Source organism: Kitasatospora sp. NPDC090308 (assembly GCF_044769485.1).
In the GTDB taxonomy this organism is placed as follows: Bacteria; Actinomycetota; Actinomycetes; order Streptomycetales; family Streptomycetaceae; genus Kitasatospora; species Kitasatospora fiedleri.
In genome coordinates, this window is sequence record NZ_JBIVXY010000001.1 from 548,644 (window position 1) to 573,774 (window position 25,131).

Consider the following 25,131-nt stretch of genomic DNA (forward strand, 5'->3'; position numbering starts at 1 on the left):
GGAAAGCCGGTGGGCACGGGAATGCGAGGACGCCGGGGCCGGGGGACGCCGGGGCCGGGGGCGGCACGGGCAGTGGATCCGGCCGACCGTGCTCGCCTTCCTCCTCGGCGCCCACCGGGTCGACGCCGTCCGCGCGGACGACCTCTCCGCGGTGGAGTGCGTCGTCCCCGCGGGCGCGGATCGTCGTCCCCGGCGAGTCGGCCGAGCCCTTCGCGGGCCCGCCCCCGCGGCAGTCCGACGCGCTCCGGTCCGGAGTCGCCACGTGGCGGGGCCGACGCCCGCCCCGCTGGTGCACCGCCCGTGAGCGGCGGGGGCGGCGGACGGCGGTGGCGGACGGGCCGGGCTCGGTAGGCTGGGCGGCCATGGACATCTGGATCAACCCGCGGTGTGGCAAGTGCCGCACCGCCCTGGGCGAACTCGACGCGGCCGGGGTGGAGTACACCGTGCGCCGCTACCTGGACGAGCCGCCGACGGCCGCCGAACTCACCGAAGTGCTGGGCCGGTTGGGCCTGGAGCCGTGGGACGTGGCCCGGCTGGACGAGGCCGTGGCCAAGGAACTGGGCCTGCGCTCCTGGGGCCGCGAGGAGGCCGACCGGGCCCGCTGGACGGCGGCGATGGCCGCGCACCCGGCGCTGATCCAGCGGCCGATCATCACCGCGGACGACGGCTACACCGTGATCGGGCGCACCCCGGACGCGCTGAAGGACGTCCTCGCACACTGATGCTCCGCGCGCCGGGACTCCTGCCGGGCCGACACCCGTGCGCTGCCGCCCGTGCGCTGCCGCCCGTGCGCCGACGCCCGTGCGCTGCCGCCCGTACGCTGCCGCCTCGCGCGCCGGAGTCCCGCGCGGGCCCGCGGCCGGTCCCGTTCCGGGCGGTGACAGCGGGCTGACAGCGGTCTGTGAGCGGGCCCCGGCAGGCTGGGGCGGTCCATCCCCCGAGCCTGCCGGGAGCGCACCGTGTCCGACCTGCCGATCCGCCGTCTGACCGTCACCGGGGTGCACCGGCCCACGCCGCGGACCGCCCGGGTCACCTTCGCGCTGCCGCCCGGCGGGTTCGCCCTGGCCGGGCCCGACCAGCAGGTCAAGCTGTACTTCCCCCGCCCCGGCCAGGACGCCCCCGAACTCCCCGTCCCGGCCCCCGGCCAGGACCTGATGAGCTGGTACCACGCCTGCCACGCCGTCCCCGAGGACCGCCGCCCGTGGATGCGCTCCTTCACCCTGCGCGCCCACGACGCCGAACTCCACACCGTGGACGTCGACTTCGTCCTGCACGGCCCGGCCGGGACGGCCGGAGCGCCCGGAGCGGGCGGGGCGCCCGGGGCGGGCGGACCGGCCGCCGCGTGGGCCGCGCAGGCCCGGCCCGGGCAGGTGCTGGCGATGTTCGGGCCCTCCCCCGAGTTCGCCCGCCCGTTCCCGCTGGACGGCGGCCTGCCGCTGCTGTTCGCCTGCGACGAGTCCGCGCTGCCCGCCCTCGGCACCCTGGTCGAGGCCCTGCCGGCCGGCGCCCGGGCGCACGCCTGGATCGAGGTGGCCGGCCCCGAGGAGGAGCAACCCCTGCTCGGCTTCGGCGAGTTGACCGCCCACTGGGTCCACCGCGGGGACGCCCCCCACGGCGCCCGCCTGCTCGCCGCCCTGCGCACCGCCGAACTCCCGCCCACCCCCGGCCCCGCCTGGCTGGCCGGCGAGGCCACCACCGTCCGCGCCCTGCGCCGCCACCTGATCGAGGACCGCCGCCTCCCCCGCCCCACCGTCCACTCCACCGGCTACTGGCGCACCCGCCTCACCCAGGACGACGCCCCCACCCCCGAGGACCTCGCCGACGCCCAGGAGACCCTCCGCCAACTCCAGGGCAACTGAGCGCCGCCGCCCGCACCGCCGCCGCCCGCCGCCTGGAGGCCCAGCCGAAGCAGCGGACCGGCCCGCCGGGCGACGCGGAGACGGCCCTGCCGCCGGTGTGGTTGCACACTCTCCAGCAGCGGAAGTCTTCCTGACGTTACGTCAGACACCCTGCCTGGCGCGGGCCTCCGCCGTCACCGGCGTGAAGAAGTTGACCAGCGTGCCGTCCGGGTCGCGGAGCAGCAGTGAGCGGTTGCCCCACGGCAGGGTGGTCGGTCCGCTGACGAACTCCGCGCCGCCGTCGGCCAGTCGGCGGTGCAGCAGGTCGACGTCCTCGACCAGGAACTCGACGATGGCGCTGCGGTTCGCGGCCGGCTCGGCCGAGCCAGGCGCGAACAGCGGCACGGTACGGGTGCTGCTGATCGCCAACGTCCCGGCGGGCGTGCGGAGTTCGGCGAAGTCGGGGGTGGCCCGGACGGCGGTCAGGCCGGTGGCCCGCTCGTAGAACGCGACCAGGCGGTCGACGTCGGCGGTGATCAGTCGGACGGAGACGAGGTGCATGCGGGGGCTCCCGTGCGGTCGGTGCGGTGATCCGGTGCGGCCGGTCCCGGTGCCGCTCCGCCCCCGGCCCCGGCCCGACAGGCGAGCAGGCGGGAGGAGCGGCGTCCGGGCCGGTGTTCCGGTGCGGTCGATACCGACGCTAACGGCGATACCGGACAGTATCCGCCCGGTATCGGGCAGGGATCGGAGGAGAATCGTCGGCATGACCCGACCCGTGGCCCGCGTGCTCACCCTGCTGGAGCTGCTGCAGTCCGGCGGTATCCGCACCGTCGCCGAGCTGGCCGAACGCCTGGAGGTGGACGAGCGCACCGTCCGCCGGTACGTCGCGCACCTGGTCGACCTCGACCTGCCGGTGGAGTCGGTCCGCGGGCGGTACGGCGGCTACCGGCTCGCGCCCGGACACCGGATGCCGCCGCTGATGCTGACCGACGAGGAGGCGCTGGCCGCCCTGTTCGGCCTGGTCGCCGCCGGGCGGGCGGGGCTGTCCGCCGCGTCCGCGACCGCGGGCGAGACGGCCGCCGCGAAGATCCGCCGGGTGCTGCCCCGTCGGCTCGCCCACCGGCTGGACGCCCTGCTGGAGGCACTGGCCTTCACCCCCGCGCCCGCTCCCCCGGCCCCCGCAGCCACCACGGCCGCCCCCGCCACCCCCGCCGCGCCCGATCCGGCGGCGCTGCTGACCGTCGCCGACGCGGTGCGCCACCGCCGTCCGCTGGCCTTCCGCTACACCGCCGCGGACGGCCGCACCGGTGAACGGGCCGTCGAGCCGCACGGGCTGGTGCTGCACGCGGGCCGCTGGTACCTGACCGGGCGGGACACCGGCGCCGACGCGGAGCGCCTGTTCCGCCTCGACCGGCTGGCCGCGCCCCGCCCGCTGCCAGGCACCTTCGACCCGCCGGCCGGGCCGGACCCGGCCGCGCGCGTCCTGCACGCGCTGGCCACCGCCCCGCACCGGCACCGCGTCCGGCTGCGGATCCGCGCGGACGCCGACCGGATCCACCGGCACCTGCCGCCCGGCCTGGCCCTGATCGACGGACCGGACCTCGACAGGACGAACCCCGGCGGACCGAACCCAGGCGGGTCGAACCCCGGCGGACCGGACGTCGAAGGCTGGTCGGACGTCGAACTGCGGGTCGCCGAACTCGACTGGCTCCCGGCCGCGTTGGCGGCCATCGACCGCCCGTTCACGATCGAGGAACCGGCCGAACTCCGCCGCCTGGTCGCCGCGTTGGCCGATCGGCTCGCCGCCGCGGCCCGGCCTCCCGGCGACTGAATCGAACCGCCCCCGGGCGCTCAGCCCTTGCGGGCCGCGGCGGCGATCTTCGCGGTGGTGTGGAAGAACCGCGAAGTCGCCTGCCCGGTGTAGGACTTGGGGAAGGCGGTGGCCGGGTTGCCGTTCAGCCGGCCGTTGCGCAGGTACATCACCACGAACGCCGCGTCCGCCGTGGCGCCGATCAGCTCCCAGTCGCCCTTCGGCGAGGCGACCGGCAGCGCGGTCGCGACCTCGGGCGGCAGCGGCTCGGACAGGAACAGCACGCACAGCCGCCTGTCCTCACCGGGCTCCACCCCGGCGAACGGGTCGAGCGCGAGCAGCGCCTCGACCTCCTCGACCGTCCGCAGCATCACCGGCACCGGGTACCCGAGCCCGGCCGCCAGGCCCGCCTCGATCCGGGCCGCCAGCGCCGCCCGGTCGGTCTCCGCGCTGCGGAAGAACACGTTCCCGCTCTGGATGTACGTCCGCACGCCCTCCAGGCCGAGCCCCGCGAACAGCTCCCGCAGCCGGTCCATCGTCACGGTGCGTCCGCCGACGTTGACCGCCCGCAGGAAGGCGATGTAGGTCTCCATGCGGCCGAGTGTAGGCCGGGCCGCCGACACGTCCCGGGAACTGTCGGTCCCACCGCCTACACTGCGCGCCATGACGACCTGGCAGGAGTTCGAGCAGCAGGCCCCCGACCTCGCCCAGCGGGTCCGGGCCCGTTTCGAGGCGCACAAGCACCACGTCCTCGCCACCCTCACCCGGGACGGCTCGCCCCGGGTGAGCGGCACCGAGGTCGACTTCCAGGGGCCCGAGCTGTTCCTCGGTTCGATGGCCGGCGCGGTCAAGGCGGCCGACCTGCGCCGGGACGGCCGCTGCGCGCTGCACTCCAACCCCGGGCCCGGCACCGACATGGTCGGCGGCGACGCCAAACTCTCGTTGCGCGCCGTCGAGTTGACCGACCCGGCGGAGATCGCGGCGTACGAGGCGGCACTGCCCGGGCCGCCGCCCGGCCCGTACCACGCGTTCCGGCTGGAGCTCACCGGGGCGGTGCTGACCGAGGTCGCGGACGACCACCTGGTGATCAGCAGCTGGCGCCCGGGCGAGGCCGTCCGGGTCGTCGAACGCCGGTAGCGCACGGCACGGCGGTGGCACCCGGCACACCGGTGGCCCCCCTTCCAGGACGAGGGGCCACCGCCGCGGAACCGCGAGACCGCGGAACCGCAGGACCGCCGGAGCACCCGGCCGTCAGCCGTTGGGGAGGATCACCGCGCGGCCGTTGATCTTGCCCGCGTGCAGCCGTTCGTAGGCGAGCGGCGCCTCGTCGATGCCGTACGTCTCGACGTGCACGTCGACCGCGCCGGCCCGGGCCAGGTCGAGGACCTCGATCAGCTCGGCCCGGCTGCCCCAGTACGGGGAGGTGACGGAGACCTCGTACGGCAGCACGCCGAAGCCGACCGCCAGGCTGCCGCCGCCGATGCCCACCAGGGTGACGTCGCCCTCGACGGCGACCAGCTGCCCGGCCAGGGCCGTGGTGGGCAGGGCGCCGACGAAGTCGAAGACGGCCTGCGCGCCCAGCCCGGCGGTGAGTTCGCGCACCTTGCCGGCCGCCGCGCCGTCCGAGAGCACCGCCTCGTGCGCGCCCACGGTGCGGGCCAGCGCGAGCTTCTCCTCGGTGACGTCGAGCGCGATCACCCGGGCCGCGGTCATCGCCCGCAGCAGCTGGATCGCCACGTGCCCGAGGCCGCCGGTGCCGATCACCACGGCCGTGGAGCCGGGCACCAGCTTCGGCAGCGAGCGCTTGATCGCGTGGTACGGCGTCAGCCCGGCGTCGGTGAGCGGGACGGTGCGGACCGGGTCGAGGTCGCCGAGCGGGACGAGGTGGCGCGGGTCGTCGACCACCAGGTACTCGGCCATCGCGCCGGGCGCGCCCAGCCCGGGCGGCCGGATGCCCAGTTCGGTGGCGCGCAGGCAGTAGTTCTCCTTGCCCTCCGCGCACTTGGCGCAGCTGCCGCAGCCCCACGGGCCGTACACGGCGACCGACTCGCCCTCGGTGAAGCCGGTGACGCCCGCGCCGAGCGCGGCGATCGTGCCGACGCCCTCGTGGCCGAGGGTCAGCGGCAGCGGGAACGGCAGCTGCTCGGCCGACCAGCTCATCACGGCGATGTCGGAGTGGCAGACCCCGGCGGCGGTGACCTTGAGCAGGACCTGCCCGGGGCCGGGCTCGGGATCGGGGACGGTGACCACCTCGGGGTGGCCGCCGACGGTGCGGTACTGGACTGCCTTCATGTTCGACGCTCCTCTGCGCGCGGACCCCCGGAACGGAAACCCCCCGGAACGGAACCCCCGGCGGTGGCTCAGCGGGCGGCGTAGCCGCCGTCGACCAGGTGGTAGCTGCCGGTGACGAAGGACGCCCGGTCGGACAGCAGGAAGACGGTCAGCTCGGCGACCTCCTCGGCCCGGCCGAGGCGCCCGGCGGGGTGCAGCGAGATCAGCAGCTCGCGGCCCTCGGGGTCGGTGTCCTTGAGCAGCGGGGTGTCGATGAAGCCGGGGCCGACCGCGTTGACCCGCACGCCCTGCGGGGCGTACTCGATCGCGGCGGTCTTGGTGAGGCCGACCACGCCGTGCTTGGCGGCCACGTACGCGGGCGAGCCGGCGAAGCCGTTGGTGCCGAGGATGGAGGCCATGTTGACGACCGAGCCGCCGCCGGCCGCCAGGATCTCCGGCAGTTCGTAGCGCAGCGAGTAGAAGACGCCGTCCAGGTTGGTGGCGAGCACCCGGCGCCACGCCTCGGGGTCGTACTCGCCGGTGGGGGCGACCGGGCCGCCGATGCCCGCGTTGTTGACGGCGAGGCTGAGCGGGCCGAGGCCGTCCACGGTGGCGCGGACGGCGGCCTCGACCGAGGCCGGGTCGGTGACGTCGAGCTGCACGGCCAGCGCCTTCGCGCCGGTGGCCTCCAGCGCGGCGACGGCCGCGCGGGCGCCGTCCAGGTTGTAGTCGGCGACGGCGACGTCGGCACCGCGCTCGGCGAGCAGGGTGGCGGTGGCCAGGCCGATGCCGGAGGCGCCTCCGGTGACGAGGGCGGTGCGGCCGGCGAACTCCTGGGTGGTCATGGGTGGTTCCTCTCGTACGCCGCGCGCGGGTGGGCGCGGGTGGTGCTGTTCCCGTCCGGCGGGTGGCCGGCGGGTGGTCTGCGGGGGTCGGGCGGCCCGGGAGCGGCCCGGGTCGGCCGGTCCGGGGGCGGTCAGCTCGGGGGTTCGGCCGCGGCCAGGTCGAAGGCGCGGTCGAGCAGGGTGGGCAGGTCGCCCGCGGGGTCGCGCACCCAGGTGCGGGTGGCGGCGTGCAGGGCGGCCACGCCGAGGCCGACGGCGACGGCGGGCCGCAGGTCGGTCTCCGGGTGCAGGCCGAGCCGGGCGGCGACCAGCCGGATCGAGCGCTCCTCCTCGGTGACCGCGATCCGCCGGAACGCGGCGGTCAGCGCGGGCTCCTCGTCGATCAGGACGAACAGGTCGCGCATGCCGGGACGGCGGTGCCAGGCGGGGTGCTCGGGGTCGGGGTCGTGCAGCCAGGCGGCGACGGCGGCCCGGTAGGCGGCGACCGGCGGTTCGGTGGCGGGCCGGGCGGCGAGCGCCTCGTTGATCCGGGCGAAGTCGGCGCGCAGGCAGTCCAGGACGGCGTCCTCGCGGGAGCCGAAGTGGCGGCTGAAGGTGCGGCGGGAGACGTCGGCGGCGTCCGTGACGTCCTCCACGGCGAGGGCGGCGAAGCCGTGCGCCAGGGTGAGGCGCAGCGCGGCGGCGGCCATCGTCTCGCGGGTGCGGCGGGCCTTGCGGTCGCGCCGCCCGCGCTCCTCCCGGGACGGCCCCGCCCCGGGCGGCGCGGCGACGTACGCAGCGGGTTCGTCGGTGCCGCGCGGCCCGGGGACGCCCAAGGTGTCGGCGGGCGCGGACTCGGCGCGCGGTGCGGACCGGTCGGTGCTCATGGCCCCACCATACTCCTGAAAATGTCCCGGCGGGACATCAGTCCCGCCGGGACATCACGACCCGATCGGTCGGCCCGCCCCCCGGAGGCCGGCTACTGCCCGGCCGGCCCCCACAGCCGGTCGGTGCAGCGGGCGTACGTGTCGCGCCAGTGCGGCCAGTGGCGGACCGTCTCGTCGTCGCAGTCGGCGAGCAGCCGGTCGACCTGCTCCGGGTGGACGCCCTCCAGCAGCCACACCAGGGCGTCGGACGCGGACGGGCCGTCGGCGATCCGCAGCAGGTCGAGCAGTTCGGGCAGGGTGCCGATCCGGGAGCCGGGCTGGAAGACGCCCGCCATCCGGGGCAGCAGCTGGCGCTCCTCGATCCGCAGGTGGGTCTCCACCCGGGCGGCCAGCTCCTCGACCGCGTAGGAGACCGGCCAGGCGCTGGCCGGGTCGCGGGTGGCGATGCCGACCAGGGTGGTGGTGCGGGTGAAGCACTGGTCGAGGTTGTGGTGGTCGGACTCCAGCCAGTTGAGCAGCAGCCGCAGCTCGGGCGCGAAGCGGCGCAGCACCGGCCAGAGCCGGGTGTCCTGCTGCTCGTGGTGGCAGGTGACCATGGCGGTGACGAAGTCCCAGTGCCGCTTGAGCGCGTCGGCCGACTCGCGGTCCTCGGGCTGGAGCAGGCGCAGCGCCTGCGGGATGCGGGCCAGGTCGCGCCGGACGGCGGCGTGCACCAGGCGCAGGCCGGCGAACGGGAGGGGCTCGACCACCCGGGCGGGTTCGACCGCCGCGGCGGGTGCCCGGTCCTGCCGGGCGGGGGCGGTCGCGGGGCCGACGGGCAGCAGGTGACGGGACATGGCGCTCTCTTCACGACGGTCTGGGGCTGGCCGGAGCGGGGGCCGCGGTGCGGCCGCCCCGGTCCAGTTCTCCGGTCCACGGCTCCAGGGTGACCACAGTCCATCAGGGTCGAATGAACGACCGATTGATGTGCAGGTCAGAGCGTTTTACGGGCCTCGGTGGACGGTTCTGACGGAGTTGCACCCCGTTCCGGCGGGTCGTCAGTCGGACTCCGGTCCGGCGGTGTTGGCGGTCAGCCACTCCAGCGTGGTGGGGATCATCTTCTTGAAGTCCGAGGTGAGGTGCTTGCCGCCGGGCTGCTCGTAGTACTCCACGGTGGTGGGGGCCTTGGCCTTGGCGACCCAGTTCTTCACCAGCTTGGTCTCGTACGGGTTGGCGCCGCCCGCGGTGGCCAGCATCCGCACGTCGGCGGCGCCGGCGCCGATCAGCTGGTCGGGGCTGTTGGCCAGGCGCTCCTGCTCGTGGCCCTTCCAGAGCGGCGAGTCGGGGTTCCAGTAGCCGTCGATCGGCACCGCGGCCTTGAACACGTCGGGGTGCTGGAGGGCGAGCTTCGCGCTGCAGAACGCGCCGGTGGAGGCGCCCATCACGGCCCAGCCGTCCCGGCCCCTGAGGGTGCGGAAGTTGGCGCGGACGAAGTCCGGGATGTCCTGGGACATCCAGGTGCCGATCTTCGGCTGGCCGGGGATGTCGGCGCACTCCAGCGCCTTGGCCTCGTCGGAGTCCAGGTTCTGCACCGGCATGATCATGATGAACGGGTGGGCCTTGCCCTGGGCGGCCATCTGCTGGTCGGCCTCCTGGATCGGCAGCTGGTTGTCGGTCCAGGTGTTGTACCCGGCGCTCTGCCCGCCCGCGTACAGGGTGAGCACCGGGAAGCCGGTCTTCGCGTACGCGGGGTCGTCGTACTGCGGCGGCAGCCAGACCCAGACCTTGCCGCTGACCCCGGACTTGGGCCCGGCCAGCGTGGTCATCAGGATCGGACCGGCCTTGGTGTCGCGGGCCGTGGAGAAGTGGGCGGCCGGGCCGGTCGGCATCAGCACCTTGGACGGCTTCGGCGGTGCGCTGCTGGGCGGCGCGGCGGCGGACGCGGCGGCGGAGTTCTGGCCGGTGGAGATCGCGGCCCGGGCGGAGTCGGCGCCGCTGCCGGAGCTGCCGCAGGCGGCGAGCGGGACGGCGAGGGCGAGCAGGGCGGCGGCCGCCAGCGGGTGGCGGACGGCGGGGCGGGGCTGCGGCAGCACGGTGCTCTCTCCGGGCGGGGCCGGCCCGGCGGCCGGGTCCGGGCCCTGGTCAGTGAGGGTCGGGGACGGGCCGCGACTGTCACCGGCACACCCCGGGTACGGCCCCGGCCGCGCGTGCGGCGGCGGTCCGGGCCTCCCGTGATCCTATGACGTGCCGCTCTCGGGGCCGGTTGCGTCCGGGCCGACAATCCGCCGGTCGGCGGGGGTGGTTCCGGCCGGTCGGCGGGGGTGCGCGGGCCCGCCGGTCGGCGTGTCGCGGCGGCCGGCCGCGGCGCGCCGGGCCGGGCTCGGACGATCCTCCGGCTGACCCGGCGCCCCGGCCCGGCGATCATGGGGGTTCCGTGTTCCGGAACCGTCCCGAGGAGTGTGCGCGTGTCCCAGCAGGTTGCCGTGATCACCGGTGCGGGCAGCGGCGTCGGCCGCGCCGTGGCCCGAGAGCTCGCCTCGGCCGGCTGGCGGGTGGTGCTGGCCGGCCGCCGGGCCGACCCGCTGGCGGAGACCGCCGCCGGGCTCGGGCCGGACCGCGCGCTGGCGGTGCCCGCCGACGTCACCGACGAGCGTCAGGTGGAGGCGCTGTTCGACGCGGCGGCCGGGCACTTCGGCCGGATCGACCTGCTGTTCAACAACGCCGGGATGTTCGGCCCGTCCGCCCCGGTCGAGGAGGTCGCGGCGGCCGACTGGCGGGCCGTGGTCGACGTCAACCTGACCGGCGCGTTCCTCTGCGCGCAGGCCGCGTTCCGCCGGATGCGGGACCAGGACCCGCGGGGCGGACGGATCGTCAACAACGGCTCGATCTCCGCCCACGTCCCCCGCCCGTGCGCGATCGCCTACACCGCGACCAAGCACGCCGTCACCGGCCTGACCCGCGCCCTGTCGCTGGAGGGCCGCCCGTACCGGATCGCCTGCGGGCAGATCGACATCGGCAACGCGGCCACCGACATGACGGCGGCGATGGGCGCGGGGGTGCGGCAGGCGGACGGGCGGACCGTGCCGGAGCCGACCATGGACGTCGCGGACGTGGCCCGGACGGTGCGCCACATGGCGGAGCTGCCGCTGGAGGCGAACGTCCAGTTCGCCACGGTGATGGCCACCGCGATGCCGTACATCGGCCGCGGCTGAGCGGCGGGAGCGGCGCGCCGGGGCGGACTCGTTCGAGGTGTCCGCCCCAGCGTCCGCCGCGCAGTTCGACGTCCGGGACGGGGGTGGCGGTGCGCACCCGCCCGATGCCTCCGGCGTCGGGTCCGGGCGCCCGGCCGGGATCAGCCGCGCCAGGTGTCGTTCAGCGTGACCCGGCCGGTGGCCGGGACGGTCGCGGTGCGGTTGGCGCCGCTCTCCCAGGTGACGTTCCCGGCCGCGTCCTTGCGGATGTACTTGTACTGGATCGCGGTGCCCGCGCCGAGCGCCACGTCCAACTTCCACACCGGGTAGGCGGCGGCGGAGAGCGGCAGCGCCTTCGCGGTGTCCCAGCCGCCCAGCCCGGCCGCGTCGCCGACCAGGTAGACGTTCTGGCCGACCGCGGTGGTGGCGTTGACCGCGAAGGAGGCGCCGGAGCCGGTCGGCGGGGAGGCGGACGCCGAGGTCGACGGGGAGGCGGTGGCGGTGCCGCACGGGTCGCCGCTGCCGACCGCGCCGTCCTTGACGGTGACGCTGCCGGTGCCGAGGGCGTAGTTGCCGCCGCCGTTGTTGTCCCAGGTGCCGTTGCCGTTGTTGAAGGTGGCGGCCAGGCCGGTGGCGCCGCCCAGGCTGACGGTCTTCTTCACCCAGCCGGTGCAGGCCGCGTCCATGGCCACGCCGGGGACGGTGGTCCAACTGCCGCCGTTGGGCGCGTAGTGCAGGTCGTAGGCCGACCAGTTCCGGTCCGTCGAGTAGAAGACGGTGGCGCTGTTGCCGCCGGTCGGCGGGACGGACGGCGAAGCGGAGGCGGACGGCGAGGCGGAGGCGGACGGGGTGGGCGTGGCGCTGTTGCCGCCGCCGGCGCCGACGTACAGGGCGACCGCGTCGCCCGCGCCGACGGTGGCGGTGAACCTGCCGTCCGCGCCGACGGTGTAGGTCGGGCCGGTGCAGCCGCCGCCGTTCACCGGGTCGCCGTGCTGGACGTCGCAGTAGACGCCGGCCGGCAGCGAGGTCCGGAAGGTCTGGGTGATCGCGCCGGACTCGCGGTTGATCGCCACGTAGCCCTTGCTGCCGCGGCCGAAGGCGATCGCGTTGTTGCCGTTGGACCACCAGTCGGTCATGCCGGTGCCGGAGACCGCGTTGCGGAAGCCGACCATGTTGGCGACCTGGCGCCAGGCGTGGGTGCAGTTCCAGCCGTCCTGGTAGCAGGCGTTGACGGTGCCGCCGTTGGGCGGGCCGTCGTCGTTGCCGCCGAAGGCGTAGCCGGAGTAGACGTTCGGCGAGCCGTAGGGGTCGGCCAGCAGGAAGACGTTGGCCAGCGTGTAGGCGGAGCCGTACTTGTAGGTCAGGGTCGAGCCGTTGCGCTCGGTGTCCCAGTTGTCGACGAAGGTGCGGGCCTGGGCGGAGCCGAGCAGGCCGCTGCCCCAGCTCTGCAGGTCGGAGATCCGCCCGCCGTTGAAGGCGCTCTTGAGCCAGGTCGCGGAGCGGAACTCGTCCACGTCGCCGTTGCCGGTGTACTCGCCGGGCTGGACGGCCTCGCCCGCGCCGTAGATGACCTCCTGCACCCAGTAGGCGTTCGGGTTGCTCACCTTGGACTTGATCGCGGCCAGGTCGCTCGCGGCGATGTGCTTGGCGGCGTCGATCCGGAAGCCGTCGACGCCCAGGGACAGCAGGTCGTTCAGGTAGTCGGCGATGGTCTGCCGGACGTAGCCGGAGCCGGTGTCGAGGTCGGCCAGGCCGACCAGCTCGCAGTTCTGCACGTTGGAGCGGTCGCCGTAGTTGCTGATCGAGGTCCGGCAGGAGTGGAAGTCCTGGTCCTGGTAATAGCCGGGGTAGGTGTACTTGCCGTAGGCGGTGCCGCTGGTGCCGGTGCCGCTGCCCGCGCTCATGTGGTTGATCACCGCGTCGGCGATCACCTTGACGCCCGCGGCGTGGCAGGTGCCGACCATGCGCTGGAACGAGGCGCGGTCGCCGAGCCGGCCGGCGATCTTGTAGCTGACGGGCTGGTAGGAGGTCCACCACTGGGCGCCCTGGATGTGCTCCTCGGCCGGGGAGACCTCGACGGAGCCGTAGCCCTTGGGGCCGAGCGTGTCGGTGCACGCCTTGGCCACCGAGTCGAACTTCCACTCGAACAGGGTGGCGGTGACGTCCTTGCCACCGGGCGGAGTGGCGGTGGCGGTGGGCGCGAGCGAGAGCCCGGCGCCGACCGAGAGGCCGAGCGCCGCGAGCGCGGTGGCGGCGGCGGCGAGGCGCCGGCCGCCGAGGGGGGCGGAGAGGGGCAAGGGAGCACTCCTGGGGGAAGCCCGGGCCGCGGACGCGGGTCGCGGAACGGGGGGCGGCGGGGTGGGGGGCCGCGACGGCGGGGGTGGTGCCGTCAGCGCGACGGGTGGGGGGTCGCTACTGCAAGTCCCTGCAAACTCGTTGAAACTTGCTGGAAACTTGCAGTGGCATGACCATAGGGTCCGCCCGGACGGCCGTCAAGGGAGGCTGCGGGCCCCTGCGGATGAGGAAGCCGGCGGGGGAACGGACGGGGAAAACGGACGCGCCGGCCCGCCGCTGACGGTTCGTCAGCGGCGGACCGGCGCGGGCCCGGGGCCCGGGAGGTCAGCCCAGCTGCCGCTCGATCAGGTCGCAGGCGCGGGCGGTGCCGCCCTCGGACTTCGCCCGCGCGCTCAGCTCGCGCGAGCGGGCCGCGACCGCCGGGTCCGCGACCAGCTCGGCCAGCGCCGAGCGGAGCGCCCGCGGCGTCGCGTCCGCGGTGTCGATCCGGCGGGCCACGCCGAGCTCGACCAGCCGGTCGGCGTTCATGAACTGCTCGGCGGCCTGCGGCACCGCGATCATCGGCACCCCGGCCAGCAGTCCCTCCCCGCAGCCGCCCATCCCGGCGTGCGTGACGAAGGCGTCGGCCTGCTCCAGCACCGCCCGCTGCGGCACCCAGGGGTGCACCTCGACCCCGGCCGGGACCTCCCCCAGCTCCGCCGGGTCGGTGTGCCGGCCGATCTGCAGCACCAGGTGCCAGCCGGGCAGGTCGCCGAAGGCGGCCAGGCAGTTGCGGTAGAACTCCGGCTGCCGGGTGAACGCCGAGCCCAGCGACACCAGCAGCACCTTCTCGGCCCCGGCCGGGCGCTGCCAGCCGCCCTGCTCGGCCCGCAGGTCGAAGCACGGGCCGACGAAGTCCACCGCCTCCCGGTCGACCCGGTCGGCGTGCGGCTGCATCGCCTCGGTGATCATGGCGACGGCCCGGGCCGGGCGGCCGGAGAAGTCGTCCACGTCGGTCGTGGTGGCGCCGCTGCCGGCCAGCCACTCGGCGAAGCGGGCGAAGTAGGCGTCCGCCCCCGGGAGGCCGCGCAGGTGGGCGCCGACCTCCTCCCGGTACCCCTCCCAGCCGACCAGCGTCGGCGAGAGCTGGACGACCGGCCGGCCCTGGGCCTCGGCGAGCGCCCGGGCCGCGTAGGCGCCGATGTCGTACAGGTAGAGGTCGGCCGGGTCGGCGTCGTAGTGGGCGCGCAGCCGGGGCAGCACGGCGATCGCGTCCTCCAGGAAGACGCGCATGGCGCCGATCGCGTCCGCCGGCCAGTCGTGGTCGGCGACCGGGAGGGTGGAGGGGTAGGGGACGAGCTCGGCGCCGGTGGGGGCGATCAGCTCGGCGACGGCGGGGTCGTTGGCGTACGTCACCCGGTGGCCGCGGGCGACGAGTTCGCGGATCACCTCGAGGCTGGGGCGGACGTGGCTGACGGCCGGGATGCCGACCATGGCGATGTGGGCACGACGGGTCATGCGGAGAGCACCTGCTTCCGGTTCTACGGGGCGTGGACAGGACACCGCACCGCCGGGGCGCCGCGGAGGGGCGCGCACGGGCGGGCGGGACGCGTGGGCTCGGGGCGCTGCCCCGGCCGCGTCAGCCGTAGATCTGGTGGAAGGAGGACATGCCGGGACACTAACCCGGAACCGGTCGGGCCGCACGCGAATTACCGCGCGCACCCGCCCTCGGGGAGCCGCAACACCCGGGTGAAGCAAGCGGATTGACCGATCGTCAGACCGCGTCCGGCCCGCGCTCGCCGGTGCGGACCCGGACGATGCCGTCCACCGGCACCACCCAGACCTTGCCGTCGCCGATCTTCCCGGTCCGGGCGGCGGCCACGATCGCGTCGGTGACCCGCTCGGCGTCCTCGTCCTCCACCACCACCTCGATCCGGACCTTCGGCACCAGGTCGATCCGGTACTCCGCGCCCCGGTACACCTCGGTGTGCCCGTGCTGCCGCCCGTAGCCGCTGGCCTCGGTGACGGTCAGCCCGTGCACGCCGAGCTCCTGCAACGCGGTCTTGACCTCGTCCAGCTTGAACGGCTTGACGACGGCGGTGATCAGCTTCATGCGGGGCGGGTCCTGTCGGAGGCGGGCGCACCGTGCGGGTGCATGCTGGCGTGGGCGGTGGCGGAGCCGTGGCCCAGGACGCCGTGATCGTACGCGGTCTCGGCGTGCACGGCGAGGTCCAGGCCGGTGAGTTCGTGCTCGGGCGCGGCCCGGAAGCCCATCAGCCGGTCGATCGCCCGGCCGATGCCGTACGTCGCGCCGAAGGCGTACCCGGCGACCACCAGGACGGCGGTCGCCTGCTTGCCGAGCTGGCCGATCCCGCCGCCGTGCAGCAGTCCGGCGGGGCCGCCGGTCATGGTGGCGGTGGCGAACAGGCCGATCAGCAGGGTGCCGATGACGCCGGCCACGAAGTGCACGCCGACCACGTCCAGCGAGTCGTCGTAGTCGAGGCGGAACTTCCAGCTGACGGCGTAGCAGCAGACCAGTCCGGCGGCCAGGCCGACGACCAGCGCGCCGAGCAGGTCGACGCTGCCGCAGGAGGGGGTGATGGCGACCAGTCCGGCGACCGCGCCGGAGGCGGCGCCGAGGGTGGTGGCGTGGCCGTCGCGCCTCTTCTCCACCACCAGCCAGCCGAGCAGGCCCGCGCAGCCGGCCGCCTGGGTGTTGAGGACCGCGGCGGCGGCCAGGCCGTTGGCGCCCAGCGCGGAGCCGCCGTTGAAGCCGAACCAGCCGAACCAGAGCAGGCCCGCGCCGAGCAGCACCAGCGGCAGGTTGTGCGGGCGCATGGCTTCCTTCTTGAAGCCCAGGCGCGGGCCGAGCAGCAGGGCCAGGGCCAGGCCGCTGGCGCCGCAGTTGACCTCGACGACGGTGCCGCCGGCGAAGTCGAGGGCGCCGAGGTTGCGCAGGATCCAGCCGTCGGGGGCGAACACCCAGTGCGCGACGGGCACGTAGACCAGCAGCGTCCACACCGCGGTGAAGGCCACCCAGGAGCCGAACTTGGCCCGGTCGGCGATGGCGCCGGAGATCAGCGCGGCGGTGATGATCGCGAAGGTCAGCTGGAAGGTGGCGAACAGCAGGGTGGGGACGTGCCCGGTGAGGCTGTCCGGGGTGATGCCGGCCATGCCGAGGTGGTCGAGGGAGCCGATCAGCCCCCAGCCGGCGTCCTTGCCGAAGGCCAGCGAGTAGCCGGCCAGCAGCCAGACGACGGTGACCACGGCGATCGACACGAAGCTCATCATGATCATGTTGAGCACGCTCTTGGTGCGCACCATGCCGCCGTAGAACAGCGCCAGGGCCGGGGTCATCAGCAGCACGAGCGCGGTGCAGGCCAGCAGCCAGGCGGTGTCGCCGCTGTCCAGGGTGGGTGGGGAGTCAGCGAGGAGCATGCGGGGAGTGTCGCCGGGCCGGATTTCGGGCCGCCGTCACGGGTGTTTCGACGGTGTTTCGTGTTGCCCGGGGGTTTCCGGAATCTCACCGCCCGGACACCCGGCCGGGCCGCGCCGGGAGCGGCCGTGCCGGGAGCGGGCGCGCCGGTGCCCGGCGGCCGCTGGTGCGGCCGCCGGGCAGCGGTGGGTGCGGGTGCGTCAGCTGGTCTGGATCGCGGTGTCGTCGATCACGAAGGAGGTCTGCAGCGAGGAGTCCTCGACCGCGTTGAACTTCACCGTGACGGTCTGGCCCGCGTAGGCCGACAGGTTGATGCTCTTCTGGGTGTAGCCGGTGGCGGCGTTGACGTTCGAGTACGTGGCGACCGAGGTGCCGTTGACGGTGACGGTCAGCTTGTCGTACGCGGTGGTGCCGGTCTCGGCGGTGTCGATGTGCAGCCAGTAGCTCAGCGTGGCGGAGCAGCCGGCCGGGATGGTGACGGTCTGGGTGATGCTGTCGGTGTGGGCGGAGCCGTAGCCGTCCAGCCAGGCCTTCCAGGAACCGCCGTGGGCGGCCTGCGAGGTGGAGTTGTTGACCACGCCGGAGGTGGCGGTCCAGGGGCTGGCGGTGCCGGTCTCGAAGCCGGGGTTGCCGAGCAGCTGGGCCGGGGTGCAGCCGGTGCCGCCGCCGGAGGTGACGGTCCAGGTGAAGGAGGCGGTGCCGGTCTTGTTGGCGGCGTCCTTGGCGGTGACGGTCACGTTGTAGGTGCCGGCCGCGGTGGCGGTGCCGGTGATCTTGCCGGTGGAGGCGTTGATCGACAGGCCGGTGGGCAGGCCGGTGGCCGAGTAGGTCAGCGGCGCGGTGCCGCCGCTGGCCGCGATCTGCAGGTTGACCGAGCCGTTCAGCGCGGTCGACTGGTTGCCGGGGCTGGTGACGGTCGGCCCGCCGGTGCTGGGCAGCGAGCCGACGTTGACGGCGGCCCAGGCGGTGGCGGTGGCGTTGTACTCGGCGGAGCCGGCGCCGTACAGGTCGGTGGCGGCGGAGAGCATGCCGGCCCGGGCGCTGGCGTAGTTGGTGGTGGAGGTCCAGTACGTGGTCAGTGCCCGGTACCAGATCGCCGCGGCCTTGTCCCGGCCGATGCCGGTGACGGTGATGCTGTTGACGGTGGGCGAGTTGTAGCTGACGCCGTTGATGGTCTTGGCGCCGCTGCCCTCGGCCAGCAGGTAGAAGGCGTGGTTGCCGACGCCGGACGAGTAGTGGACGTCCTTGTTGCCGACGGTGGAGGACCAGCTGTCGGCGGACGCGCCGTCCTTGGAGGGCTTGTCCATGTAGCGCAGCGGCGTGCCGTCGCCGTTGATGTTGATCAGCTCGCCGATCAGGTAGTCCGGGTTGTCGGTGGACAGGTTCGCGTAGAACTCGACCATCGTGCCGAACACGTCCGAGGTGGACTCGTTCAGGCCGCCGGACTCGCCCGAGTAGTTCAGGCCCGCGGTGTTGGAGGTGACGCCGTGCGTCATCTCGTGGCCCGCGACGTCGAGTTCGGTCAGCGGGTGGGTGTTGCCCGAGCCGTCGCCGTAGGTCATGCAGAAGCAGCTGTCGTCCCAGAACGCGTTGACGTAGTTGCTGCCGTAGTGGACCCGGCTGTACGCGCCGACGCCGTCGTTGCGGATGCCGTTGCGGCCGAAGGTGTTCTTGTAGTAGTCCCAGGTGGACGCGACGCCGTAGTGGGCGTCCACGGCCGCGGACTCCTTGTTGGAGACGGTGCCGTCGCCCCAGGTGTCGGTGGTCTTCGAGTACAGCGTGCCGGTGCCGCTGGTCCCGTTGTTCAGGTTGGTGGTGTACATGTTGCCGCGGGTCGGGTCCTTGAGCTGGTAGTTGGAGCCCGACTGCGAGGTGCCGAGGGTAACGCTGCCGACGAAGACGCCGTTGCCGGTGCCGGTCTCGATGCCCTCCCACTTCTGGATCACGTCGCCGGTGGTGGCGTCGGTGACCACGTGGAGCTTGCTCGGGGTGCCGTCCTCCTGGACGCCGGAGACCACGGTCTCCCAGGCCAGCCGCGGGCTGTTGTCGGCGGCCCAGACCACCAGGCGGGGCGCGGTCTCCAGGGCGGAGCCGGACTGGGCGGCCAGCGCGGCGGCCTGGCCCTTGGCGGCGGCGAGCTTGGGGGTGGTGGACAGGCCGGTCAGGGTGGCCGAGGAGGCCCGGTCGACGCTCTTGGTGGTGCCGTTGGCGGCCTGGTGGACGATCAGGTCGCCGCCGAGCACCGGGAGTCCGTTGTAGGTCCGCTCGTAGCGGAAGTGCTGGGTGCCGTCGGCGTCCTTGGACGCGTCCTTGACCACGAGCTTCTCGGCCGAGCCCAGGCCCAGGTCCTGGGCGAACGCCGCCGAGCGGCTGCCCGCGTCGGAGAGCAGCTGGGCGTGGCCGGCCACCGCCTGCTGGGAGGCGACCTGGCCGGTCTGGGAGGGGGTGGCGGGGGCGGCCTGGGCCACCGCCACCGGGATCGCGGTCACCAGTAGGGCGGTGGTGGCCGCGAGGGCGGCCATGCTCACGCGGGCATGCGTGCGGCGAGACATGCGGGACTCCTTTACCGACCGTCGCGGGGTCACGAGCGGTGGAGAGAATCTGGCCGCGGTTGCGGCGCAGCGGGGGCCCCTGCCGCCGGTTCGCGGCGCGGGGTGCGGTGCACGTACGCGGTACCGGGCACGTGGGGTACGCGTGCCGGGCTGCGGCCGCCGGAGTCCTGGGGAGGGTCCCACCGGCGGGGGTCGGGGCTACCTGTCGCTCCGCAGCCGGGGGAATCCTGGCAGCAAACACCTCGTGAATGACAGATGCATGCCACGGATTGACTGATTAATGACCGCGCCCCGGTCCGGTCAACGGCCGCCCACGGTCCGGTAGATGGGACGCATTCGAGAAGGTCCGTGCCAAACATCGCCGTGCGGCGTCGGTTTTCGGCCAACGCGGGACGGGGCCCCACCCGGAGGTGAGGCCCCTGTTACCGCTGGGAAACCATCAGTTCTGGACGAACACCGCCACCGTCCGGCCCGGCACCGTGAAGGTCCCCGAGGCCGGGTCGAAGGCTGCCCGCCTGACCACCGGGTCACTGCCCTGCGCCTGCACCCCGTGCAGCTGCTGCCGGCTGCCGCGCAGGCCCGCCACGGTCTGGTTCTGCGCGGTCGGGGTGGCGTTGAAGACCACCGTGAGGCCCTTCTCGGCGCCCTTCAGCCCGGTGCCGTCCAGGTGCATGGTGATCACGCCCGGGTGCTCCCCCGCGGTGCCGGACAGCGGGAAGGACAGCCGGCGCTGCACCTCGGCCGCGGTGGGCAGCGCGAACAGCGGCGAGGACCGGCGGATCTTCAGGAACTGCTGGTAGATCGCGGTGGAGCTGCCCGTCGCGTTGCAGTCCGCCCGCAGCGCCGGATCGGCCAGCAACTGCTTGGCGCGGTCCCACATCTCCTTGTTGTCGGCCGCCATCGGCAGGCCCCGGCCCCAGCCGTTGCCCTGCCGGCAGTCCCAGGAGATCGCGTTGAACCAGTCGCCGGAGTCGAAGGAGTTGGCGTCCAGCGACTTGGAGCGCAGCAGGTCGCTGCCGGCCTGGGCGAAGCCCGGGCCCTGGCTCAGCGCGGTCAGCGACAGGCCGAGCGCCTGCATCCGGGCCCGGTCGGCGGGCGAGGTGCCCTGCGGGAGCTTGAACGCCAGCGCGTCGTACAGGTCCGCGTTGTCGTGCGCGTCCAGGTACTCGACGGCCTCGCCGGGGTTGGCCGCGTAGCCGGTCGGCGCGCCGTTGTAGTCCACGCCGGCGCCGGTGACGGCCTTCCCGGCGGTGTCGGTGAACCGGTATCCGGCCAGGTTGCCGGTCAGGCCGACCTTGATCTGGTCCATCTGGTGCAGCAGCCTGGCCTGCTGCTCGGCCGGGGTGCCGTTGTCCGCCGAGCCGTTCGGGTCGGTGGACAGGCCGGAGGCGAAGCCCTGCTGCGCGGCCGAGGAGAGCTGGTAGTTGCCGCCGCGGCCGGCGTCCCGCATCCGGTCGTTGAAGGTGGCGATGCCGGTGCCGGCCATGTTGGCCTGGGTGGCCTGGACGAACCGGGCGTCGTTGGCGACGGTGCCGAAGTTCCAGCCCTCGCCGTACAGGAAGACGTTCTTCCCGTCGACGCCGTCCTTCTGCGGGGTCAGTCCGCGCAGCGCCGCCTGCACGTCCAGCATGGTCGACTTCGGGTCCAGGCCCATCAGGTCGAACCGGAAGCCGTCCACCCGGTACTGCCTGGCCCAGCCCACCACCGAGTCGACGACCAGCTTGTTCATCATGGCGTGCTCGGGCGCGGTGTCGGCGCAGCAGGAGTCGGTGGTGACCTTGCCGCTGTCGCTCAGCCGCTGGTAGTAGCCGGGCACGACCTTGTCGAGCACCGACCTGTCGTCCTGCCCGGCCGCCGCGGTGTGGTTGTAGACCACGTCCAGCACCACCCGCAGGCCCGCCTCGTGCATCGCCTGCACCATCTCGCGGAACTGCACGGTGCGCGCCGTCCCGTTCGGGTCGGTGGCGTAGGAGCCCTCGGGCACGTTGTAGTGCAGCGGGTCGTAGCCCCAGTTGTAGGCGTCGTCGGCCTGCACCGCGGCCACGCACTCCTGCTGCTGGTCCGAGTCGGCGGGCAGCGCGGCCAGGTCGCAGGCCGGGAGCTTCTGCTCGGCCCGGTTCTCCCGGATGGTGGCGATGTCGAAGGTCGGCAGCAGGTGGATCGTGGTCACCCCGGCGTCGGCCAGCTCCTTCAGGTGCCGCATGCCGGCCGACTTCGACCGGGTGAACGCCAGGTAGGTGCCGCGCTCGTCGGCCGGCACGGTGGCGTCGGCGACCGAGAAGTCCCGCACGTGCAGTTCCTGGATCTGCTGCTTCACCGCCGGGACGGGCTCCGGGCTGCGGTGCCGGTCCCAGCCCTGGGGCTTGGTGGCCGCGGAGGACAGGTCGGCGACCAGGCTGCGCTTCGAGTCCGCCGACAGCGCGGTCGAGTACGGGTCGGTGACGGTGTTCACCACGTTCTGCCCGACGCTCGGCGCCCACACCTTCACCTGGTACAGGTAGTACTTACCGTCCAGCTCCTCGGCGTCCTCGGTCAGCGACCAGACCCCCGACGCGTCGTCGCGCTTCAGCGGGACGGTCCTCGCCGTGCCGCCGGCGGCCTTGTCGAACAGCTGGACCGACACCCCGGTCGCGGTCGGCGCCCACAGCGAGAGCGTCACCTCGCGCCGGTCGCGGCCGAACCAGCCGTGGCCCTTCCGCACCGAGTACACCGGGCCGAGCTGCGCGGAGGCCGCCTTCGCCGCGTACAGGTCGTCCAGCACACCGGGGGTCTGCACGCCGGTGGCCGCCAGCGCCGCGCCGTTCGGCAGGTGCTCGGTGAAGAGCAGTTGGCCGCGCAGCGCGTCGGTGGTCCGGCCCGCGTCGCGCGGGTCGACGGTGAACGCCCGGTACCCGGCCAGGTGCGGGAACTTCGCCTTCTGGGCGTCGGTGAGCCCGGCCGCCGGGGTGAGCCGGATCCAGTGGCCCGGCCCGGAGAGCACGCCCCGGTCGACGCTCAGCCCGCCCGCGGGGTCGTAGACCAGCTGGGCGCTGGTGCCGCCCTTCAACTGGGCGTCCGCCGCACCGTAGTTCGCGGGCACCACCACGGTCCTCGCGTCGATCCACTGGGCCTTCGCCGAGCCCGGGTCGAGCTGCGAGGAGGTGCCGGCGCCCTGCGGCAGCAGGTGGCCCTCCTGCCCGGCGATGATCCAGACCTCCCGGCCGGCGGTGGCGAAGTCCAGCGACTGGTCCTGCGGCAGGTCCTTGTCGCCGCCGTTGTGGATGATGTAGCTGAGGCTGGTCGCGCCCTCGGCCAGCGGCACCTCGAAGACCGCGCCGAACGCGTCCTGCCGGGCCGGCACCAGCGGGCTGCCCCAGTCGGTCGGGGTGGCCGCACCGGTCCAGTCGTGCAGGCCCCAGCCGGTGTAGTTCCCGTCGGCCCGCCGGTAGTGGATGACCGCCTTGCCCTCGGGCACCGGCTGCGCCCCGTCCGGGTTCGCGGTGCGGACGGTGGCGTCGCCCTGCTTGATCCACACCTCGCCGGTGGCGGAGACGTCGACGTGCCGGTCCTGGTCGACGTCCTTGGCGCCGTCCTTCTCCACCACGAACCCGACGTCGGACGCCCCGCCCTTGAGCTTCACGTACGCGAACGCCCCGTACGCGTCCCGCCCGACGAAGCCGTGCCCGGCCGGCCAGGTGGTCGCCTCGCCGTCGGCGAGGTCGCCCCAGGCGTACAGGTTCCAGCCGTCGTAGTCACCGTCCTCGCGCTGGTAGTGCACCACCGCGTACTCGCGGGTCACCGCGCTCGGCACCGGCGCGGGCGGCTGCTGCCCGGTGGTGAACTGCCCGGTGGCGGAGGCCAGTCGGCCCGCCGAGTCCTGGACCACGGCCTTGTAGCGGACCACGGTGCCGGGCGCGACGCCGTCCAGGTCCTGCGTCACCTTGTACACGCCGTTGTCGGCGGTGCCGAGCGTCTGCCAGGGCCCGTCGCCGACCTGCGCGGCGAAGGTCACCCGGTCGAAGCCGCCGCCGGGCACGCTCGCGCCCGGCGTGACGGTGCCGTACGCGCCGTCGGCCGGGGCGTTCACCGTGATCGACGGCCCGGCCGCCGGCTCGGCCAGCTTGTGCTTCGCCTTCAGCACCACCGAGGACATCGCCGGGACGGTGACCGTCACCCTGCCGTCCGCGCCGCTGGTGAGCTTCCCGCCGGTGCCGTACAGGCCGGTGAAGTCCATGCCGGCCGAGAAGGTGTCCAGCGCGACGGTCTTCGGCTCGGCCGCGTTGTTCACCGCCGCCAGGTACTCGACCTGCTCCTTGGCGTCGATCCGGGAGAACGCGTACACGCCAGGCCCGTCCGCCGCGTACCGCTCGACCTGGGCGCCGTCGGCCAGCGCCGGGTTGTCCTTGCGCAGCTTGGCCAGGCCCGCGATGCCCCGGTACAGCGCGCCGTCCTCGCCGTAGCGGTCCTTCGAGCCGGGGGCGCCGCCGATCACGGTGTCGGTGTTGTAGGAGGGGGTCTTCGAGGCGAACATGTCCTGCCGGGCGTCCTTGTCGCCGCCCGCGCCGGTGAAGCCCTGCTCGTCGCCGTAGTAGACCACCGGCTGGCCGCGGGTCAGGAACTGCAGCTCGTTGGCGAGCCGGTCCTTGGCCAGCAGCGCGTCGTTCGAGGCCCCGGGGTCGTCGCTCCGCAGGAAGGAGCCGAACCGGCCCATGTCGTGGTTGCCGAGGAAGGTCGGCAGCTCGTAGGCGTCGGTGTCGGCCGTGGTGTAGCGGTAGTCCTGCGCGTACAGCGCGCTGAGCGCCTTGGCCGAGCCGTTCTGCGAGACGTACGCGCGGGCCGCCTCCTGGAAGGCGAAGTCCAGGGTGGCCTGGAGCTTGCCCCGCGTGACGTACGGGGAGGTGACCGCCGGGTCGCCCGAGTACACCTCGCCGAACATGAAGAACTTCTTGTTGCCCTGCTTGGCCGCGAACTGCTTGAGCGCGGGCGCCCACTGCTCCCAGAACGCCAGGTTGACGTGCTTGACGGTGTCGATCCGGAAGCCGTCGACGCCGGTCTCGGCGACCCACTGCTGGTAGATCCTCTCCATCCCCGCGACGACCTTCGGGTTCTGGGTGTCCAGGTCGTCCAGGCCGGAGAAGTCGCCCTCGGTGGCGGACTCGCCGACGAAGGTCGAGTCGCCGCGGTTGTGGTAGAGCGAGGGGTCGTTCAGCCAGGACGGGGTCTTGGCGGTGGCGGCCGCCCTGGTCGACAGCACCGGGGTGTAGGGAAAGGAGTCCTTGGTGGTGTCCGGCCACTGGGCGCGGGCGTCGGCGATCGCGGTCTCGTCGACCGGCCTGCCGTCCGCGTCGAGGGTCGGGTAGGCGCCCTCGGAGCGGTAGTCGTGGGTCTGCTCCGCGTAGTCGATGACGTCCGCGGTGTGGTTGGTGATGACGTCGAAGAAGACCTTGATGCCGCGCTTGTGCGCCTTGTCGATCAGCTCCTTGAGCTGGGCGTTGGTGCCGAAGTGCGGGTCGACCTGGGTGAAGTCGGTGATCCAGTAGCCGTGGTAGCCGGCCGAGGCGTCCGCCCCGGTGCCCTGCACCGGCCGGTTCTTGAAGATCGGCGCCATCCAGATCGCGGTGGTGCCCAGGTCCTGGATGTAGTCGAGCTTGTCGATCAGGCCCTTGAGGTCGCCGCCGTGGTAGAAGCCCTTGTCGGCGGGGTCGAGCCCGTTCTCCAGCCGGCCGCCGGTGATGCCGCCGGTGTCGTTGCCGGTGCTGCCGTTGGCGAAGCGGTCCGGCAGCACGAAGTAGAACTGCTCGCGGGTCAGGTCGTGCCGGGCGGCGGTGGCCGCCAGGTCCCGGTCGGACGGCGGGGCGGCGGGCCGGGCGGGCGCGGCCGCGGCCGGCGGGGCGGCGCCCAGGGTGGCGGCGATCAGCGAGGCCGCCAGCAGGGCGGCGGCCCGGGCGGGGCGGCGGTGGGGGGTGGTGCGGCGGTGGGGGGTGGTGCGGCGCTGGGGGCGGTACGGGGCGTCGGCCACGGCAGGGCTCTCCCTCGGGGGCGCTCGGGCAAGGGGTGGGTGGCGTGGAACCTAGCGCTCTGCAAGATGTT

Annotated in this window: 17 protein-coding genes and 2 pseudogenes; 5 read left to right on the plus strand and 14 right to left on the minus strand. The window is 74.0% G+C overall.

Translation table 11 applies throughout. From position 1 onward, the window contains the following. Window positions 1-362 precede the first annotated feature (362 nt). Both ACIQVD_RS02350 and ACIQVD_RS02355 read left to right on the plus strand, forming a co-directional pair. Window positions 363-722 (plus strand): arsenate reductase family protein, encoded by a 360-nt coding sequence (locus tag ACIQVD_RS02350; RefSeq protein WP_402285398.1) that lies wholly within the window; start codon window positions 363-365, stop codon window positions 720-722. Between the two features lie 237 nt (window positions 723-959). Continuing rightward, on the plus strand, window positions 960-1,859 hold the full coding sequence (locus tag ACIQVD_RS02355) for a siderophore-interacting protein (protein WP_402285400.1): 900 nt from the start codon (window positions 960-962) through the stop codon (window positions 1,857-1,859). A 141-nt stretch (window positions 1,860-2,000) separates the two neighbouring features. On the opposite strand, the gene ACIQVD_RS02360 is transcribed toward ACIQVD_RS02355, so the two are convergent. After that, a complete protein-coding gene (locus ACIQVD_RS02360) occupies window positions 2,001-2,399 on the minus strand; it encodes a VOC family protein (RefSeq protein WP_402285403.1) in 399 nt (132 codons plus the stop codon). Between the two features lie 202 nt (window positions 2,400-2,601). Between ACIQVD_RS02360 and ACIQVD_RS02365 the strand changes: the two genes are divergently transcribed. Next, window positions 2,602-3,669 carry a helix-turn-helix transcriptional regulator gene (locus ACIQVD_RS02365; RefSeq protein ID WP_402285406.1) on the plus strand — a complete coding sequence of 356 codons (1,068 nt, stop codon included), beginning with the start codon at window positions 2,602-2,604 and terminating at the stop codon, window positions 3,667-3,669. A 20-nt stretch (window positions 3,670-3,689) separates the two neighbouring features. Here the strand turns inward: ACIQVD_RS02365 and ACIQVD_RS02370 are convergent, their stop codons facing one another. Further along, window positions 3,690-4,241: a DUF1697 domain-containing protein gene (locus tag ACIQVD_RS02370; protein ID WP_400686912.1), complete on the minus strand. Its 552-nt coding sequence runs from the start codon at window positions 4,239-4,241 to the stop codon at window positions 3,690-3,692. A 70-nt stretch (window positions 4,242-4,311) separates the two neighbouring features. On the opposite strand from ACIQVD_RS02370, the gene ACIQVD_RS02375 reads away from it, so the two are divergent. After that, complete coding sequence (locus ACIQVD_RS02375) at window positions 4,312-4,785, plus strand: pyridoxamine 5'-phosphate oxidase family protein (protein ID WP_100835920.1); 474 nt, start codon at window positions 4,312-4,314, stop codon at window positions 4,783-4,785. Between the two features lie 114 nt (window positions 4,786-4,899). Here ACIQVD_RS02375 and ACIQVD_RS02380 read toward each other — a convergent pair whose 3' ends face one another. The 5 genes from ACIQVD_RS02380 to ACIQVD_RS02400 form a co-directional block, all read right to left on the minus strand. Further along, window positions 4,900-5,940: an NAD(P)-dependent alcohol dehydrogenase gene (locus tag ACIQVD_RS02380; protein WP_402285410.1), complete on the minus strand. Its 1,041-nt coding sequence runs from the start codon at window positions 5,938-5,940 to the stop codon at window positions 4,900-4,902. A 68-nt stretch (window positions 5,941-6,008) separates the two neighbouring features. Then, window positions 6,009-6,764, minus strand: coding sequence for an SDR family NAD(P)-dependent oxidoreductase (locus tag ACIQVD_RS02385; RefSeq protein WP_400686908.1), 756 nt, complete (start codon window positions 6,762-6,764; stop codon window positions 6,009-6,011). A 131-nt stretch (window positions 6,765-6,895) separates the two neighbouring features. After that, window positions 6,896-7,630: a TetR family transcriptional regulator gene (locus tag ACIQVD_RS02390; protein WP_402285412.1), complete on the minus strand. Its 735-nt coding sequence runs from the start codon at window positions 7,628-7,630 to the stop codon at window positions 6,896-6,898. 92 nt (window positions 7,631-7,722) lie between these two features. Beyond that, complete coding sequence (locus ACIQVD_RS02395; RefSeq protein ID WP_402285415.1) at window positions 7,723-8,466, minus strand: hemerythrin domain-containing protein; 744 nt, start codon at window positions 8,464-8,466, stop codon at window positions 7,723-7,725. 201 nt (window positions 8,467-8,667) lie between these two features. Next, window positions 8,668-9,702 (minus strand): alpha/beta hydrolase, encoded by a 1,035-nt coding sequence (locus tag ACIQVD_RS02400; RefSeq protein WP_402285418.1) that lies wholly within the window; start codon window positions 9,700-9,702, stop codon window positions 8,668-8,670. 330 nt (window positions 9,703-10,032) lie between these two features. Between ACIQVD_RS02400 and ACIQVD_RS02405 the strand changes: the two genes are divergently transcribed. Beyond that, window positions 10,033-10,821, plus strand: coding sequence for an SDR family oxidoreductase (locus tag ACIQVD_RS02405; protein WP_400686890.1), 789 nt, complete (start codon window positions 10,033-10,035; stop codon window positions 10,819-10,821). 140 nt (window positions 10,822-10,961) lie between these two features. Here ACIQVD_RS02405 and ACIQVD_RS02410 read toward each other — a convergent pair. The 7 genes and pseudogenes from ACIQVD_RS02410 to pulA all read right to left on the minus strand — a co-directional run. Then, a pseudogene (locus tag ACIQVD_RS02410) lies at window positions 10,962-11,228 on the minus strand (carbohydrate-binding module family 20 domain-containing protein); the annotation flags it as partial. 90 nt (window positions 11,229-11,318) lie between these two features. Then, window positions 11,319-13,097: pseudogene (locus ACIQVD_RS02415) on the minus strand (carbohydrate binding domain-containing protein); the annotation flags it as partial. Window positions 13,098-13,419: 322 nt separating this feature from the next. After that, a complete protein-coding gene (locus tag ACIQVD_RS02420; protein ID WP_400686886.1) occupies window positions 13,420-14,592 on the minus strand; it encodes a macrolide family glycosyltransferase in 1,173 nt (390 codons plus the stop codon). 256 nt (window positions 14,593-14,848) lie between these two features. Further along, entirely contained in the window at window positions 14,849-15,187 is a 339-nt protein-coding gene (locus ACIQVD_RS02425) for a P-II family nitrogen regulator (protein ID WP_014135467.1), read from the minus strand. Then, window positions 15,184-16,512, minus strand: coding sequence for an ammonium transporter (locus ACIQVD_RS02430; RefSeq protein WP_402285422.1), 1,329 nt, complete (start codon window positions 16,510-16,512; stop codon window positions 15,184-15,186). Before ACIQVD_RS02430 ends, ACIQVD_RS02425 begins: the two co-directional genes overlap by 4 nt. Window positions 16,513-16,710: 198 nt before the next feature. After that, window positions 16,711-19,062 (minus strand): M4 family metallopeptidase, encoded by a 2,352-nt coding sequence (locus ACIQVD_RS02435; RefSeq protein WP_402285424.1) that lies wholly within the window; start codon window positions 19,060-19,062, stop codon window positions 16,711-16,713. Window positions 19,063-19,501: 439 nt separating this feature from the next. After that, the gene (pulA, locus tag ACIQVD_RS02440; protein ID WP_402285426.1) at window positions 19,502-25,060 is read right to left on the minus strand and encodes a pullulanase-type alpha-1,6-glucosidase; all 5,559 of its coding nucleotides are present in this window, start codon (window positions 25,058-25,060) and stop codon (window positions 19,502-19,504) included. Window positions 25,061-25,131: the final 71 nt, after the last annotated feature.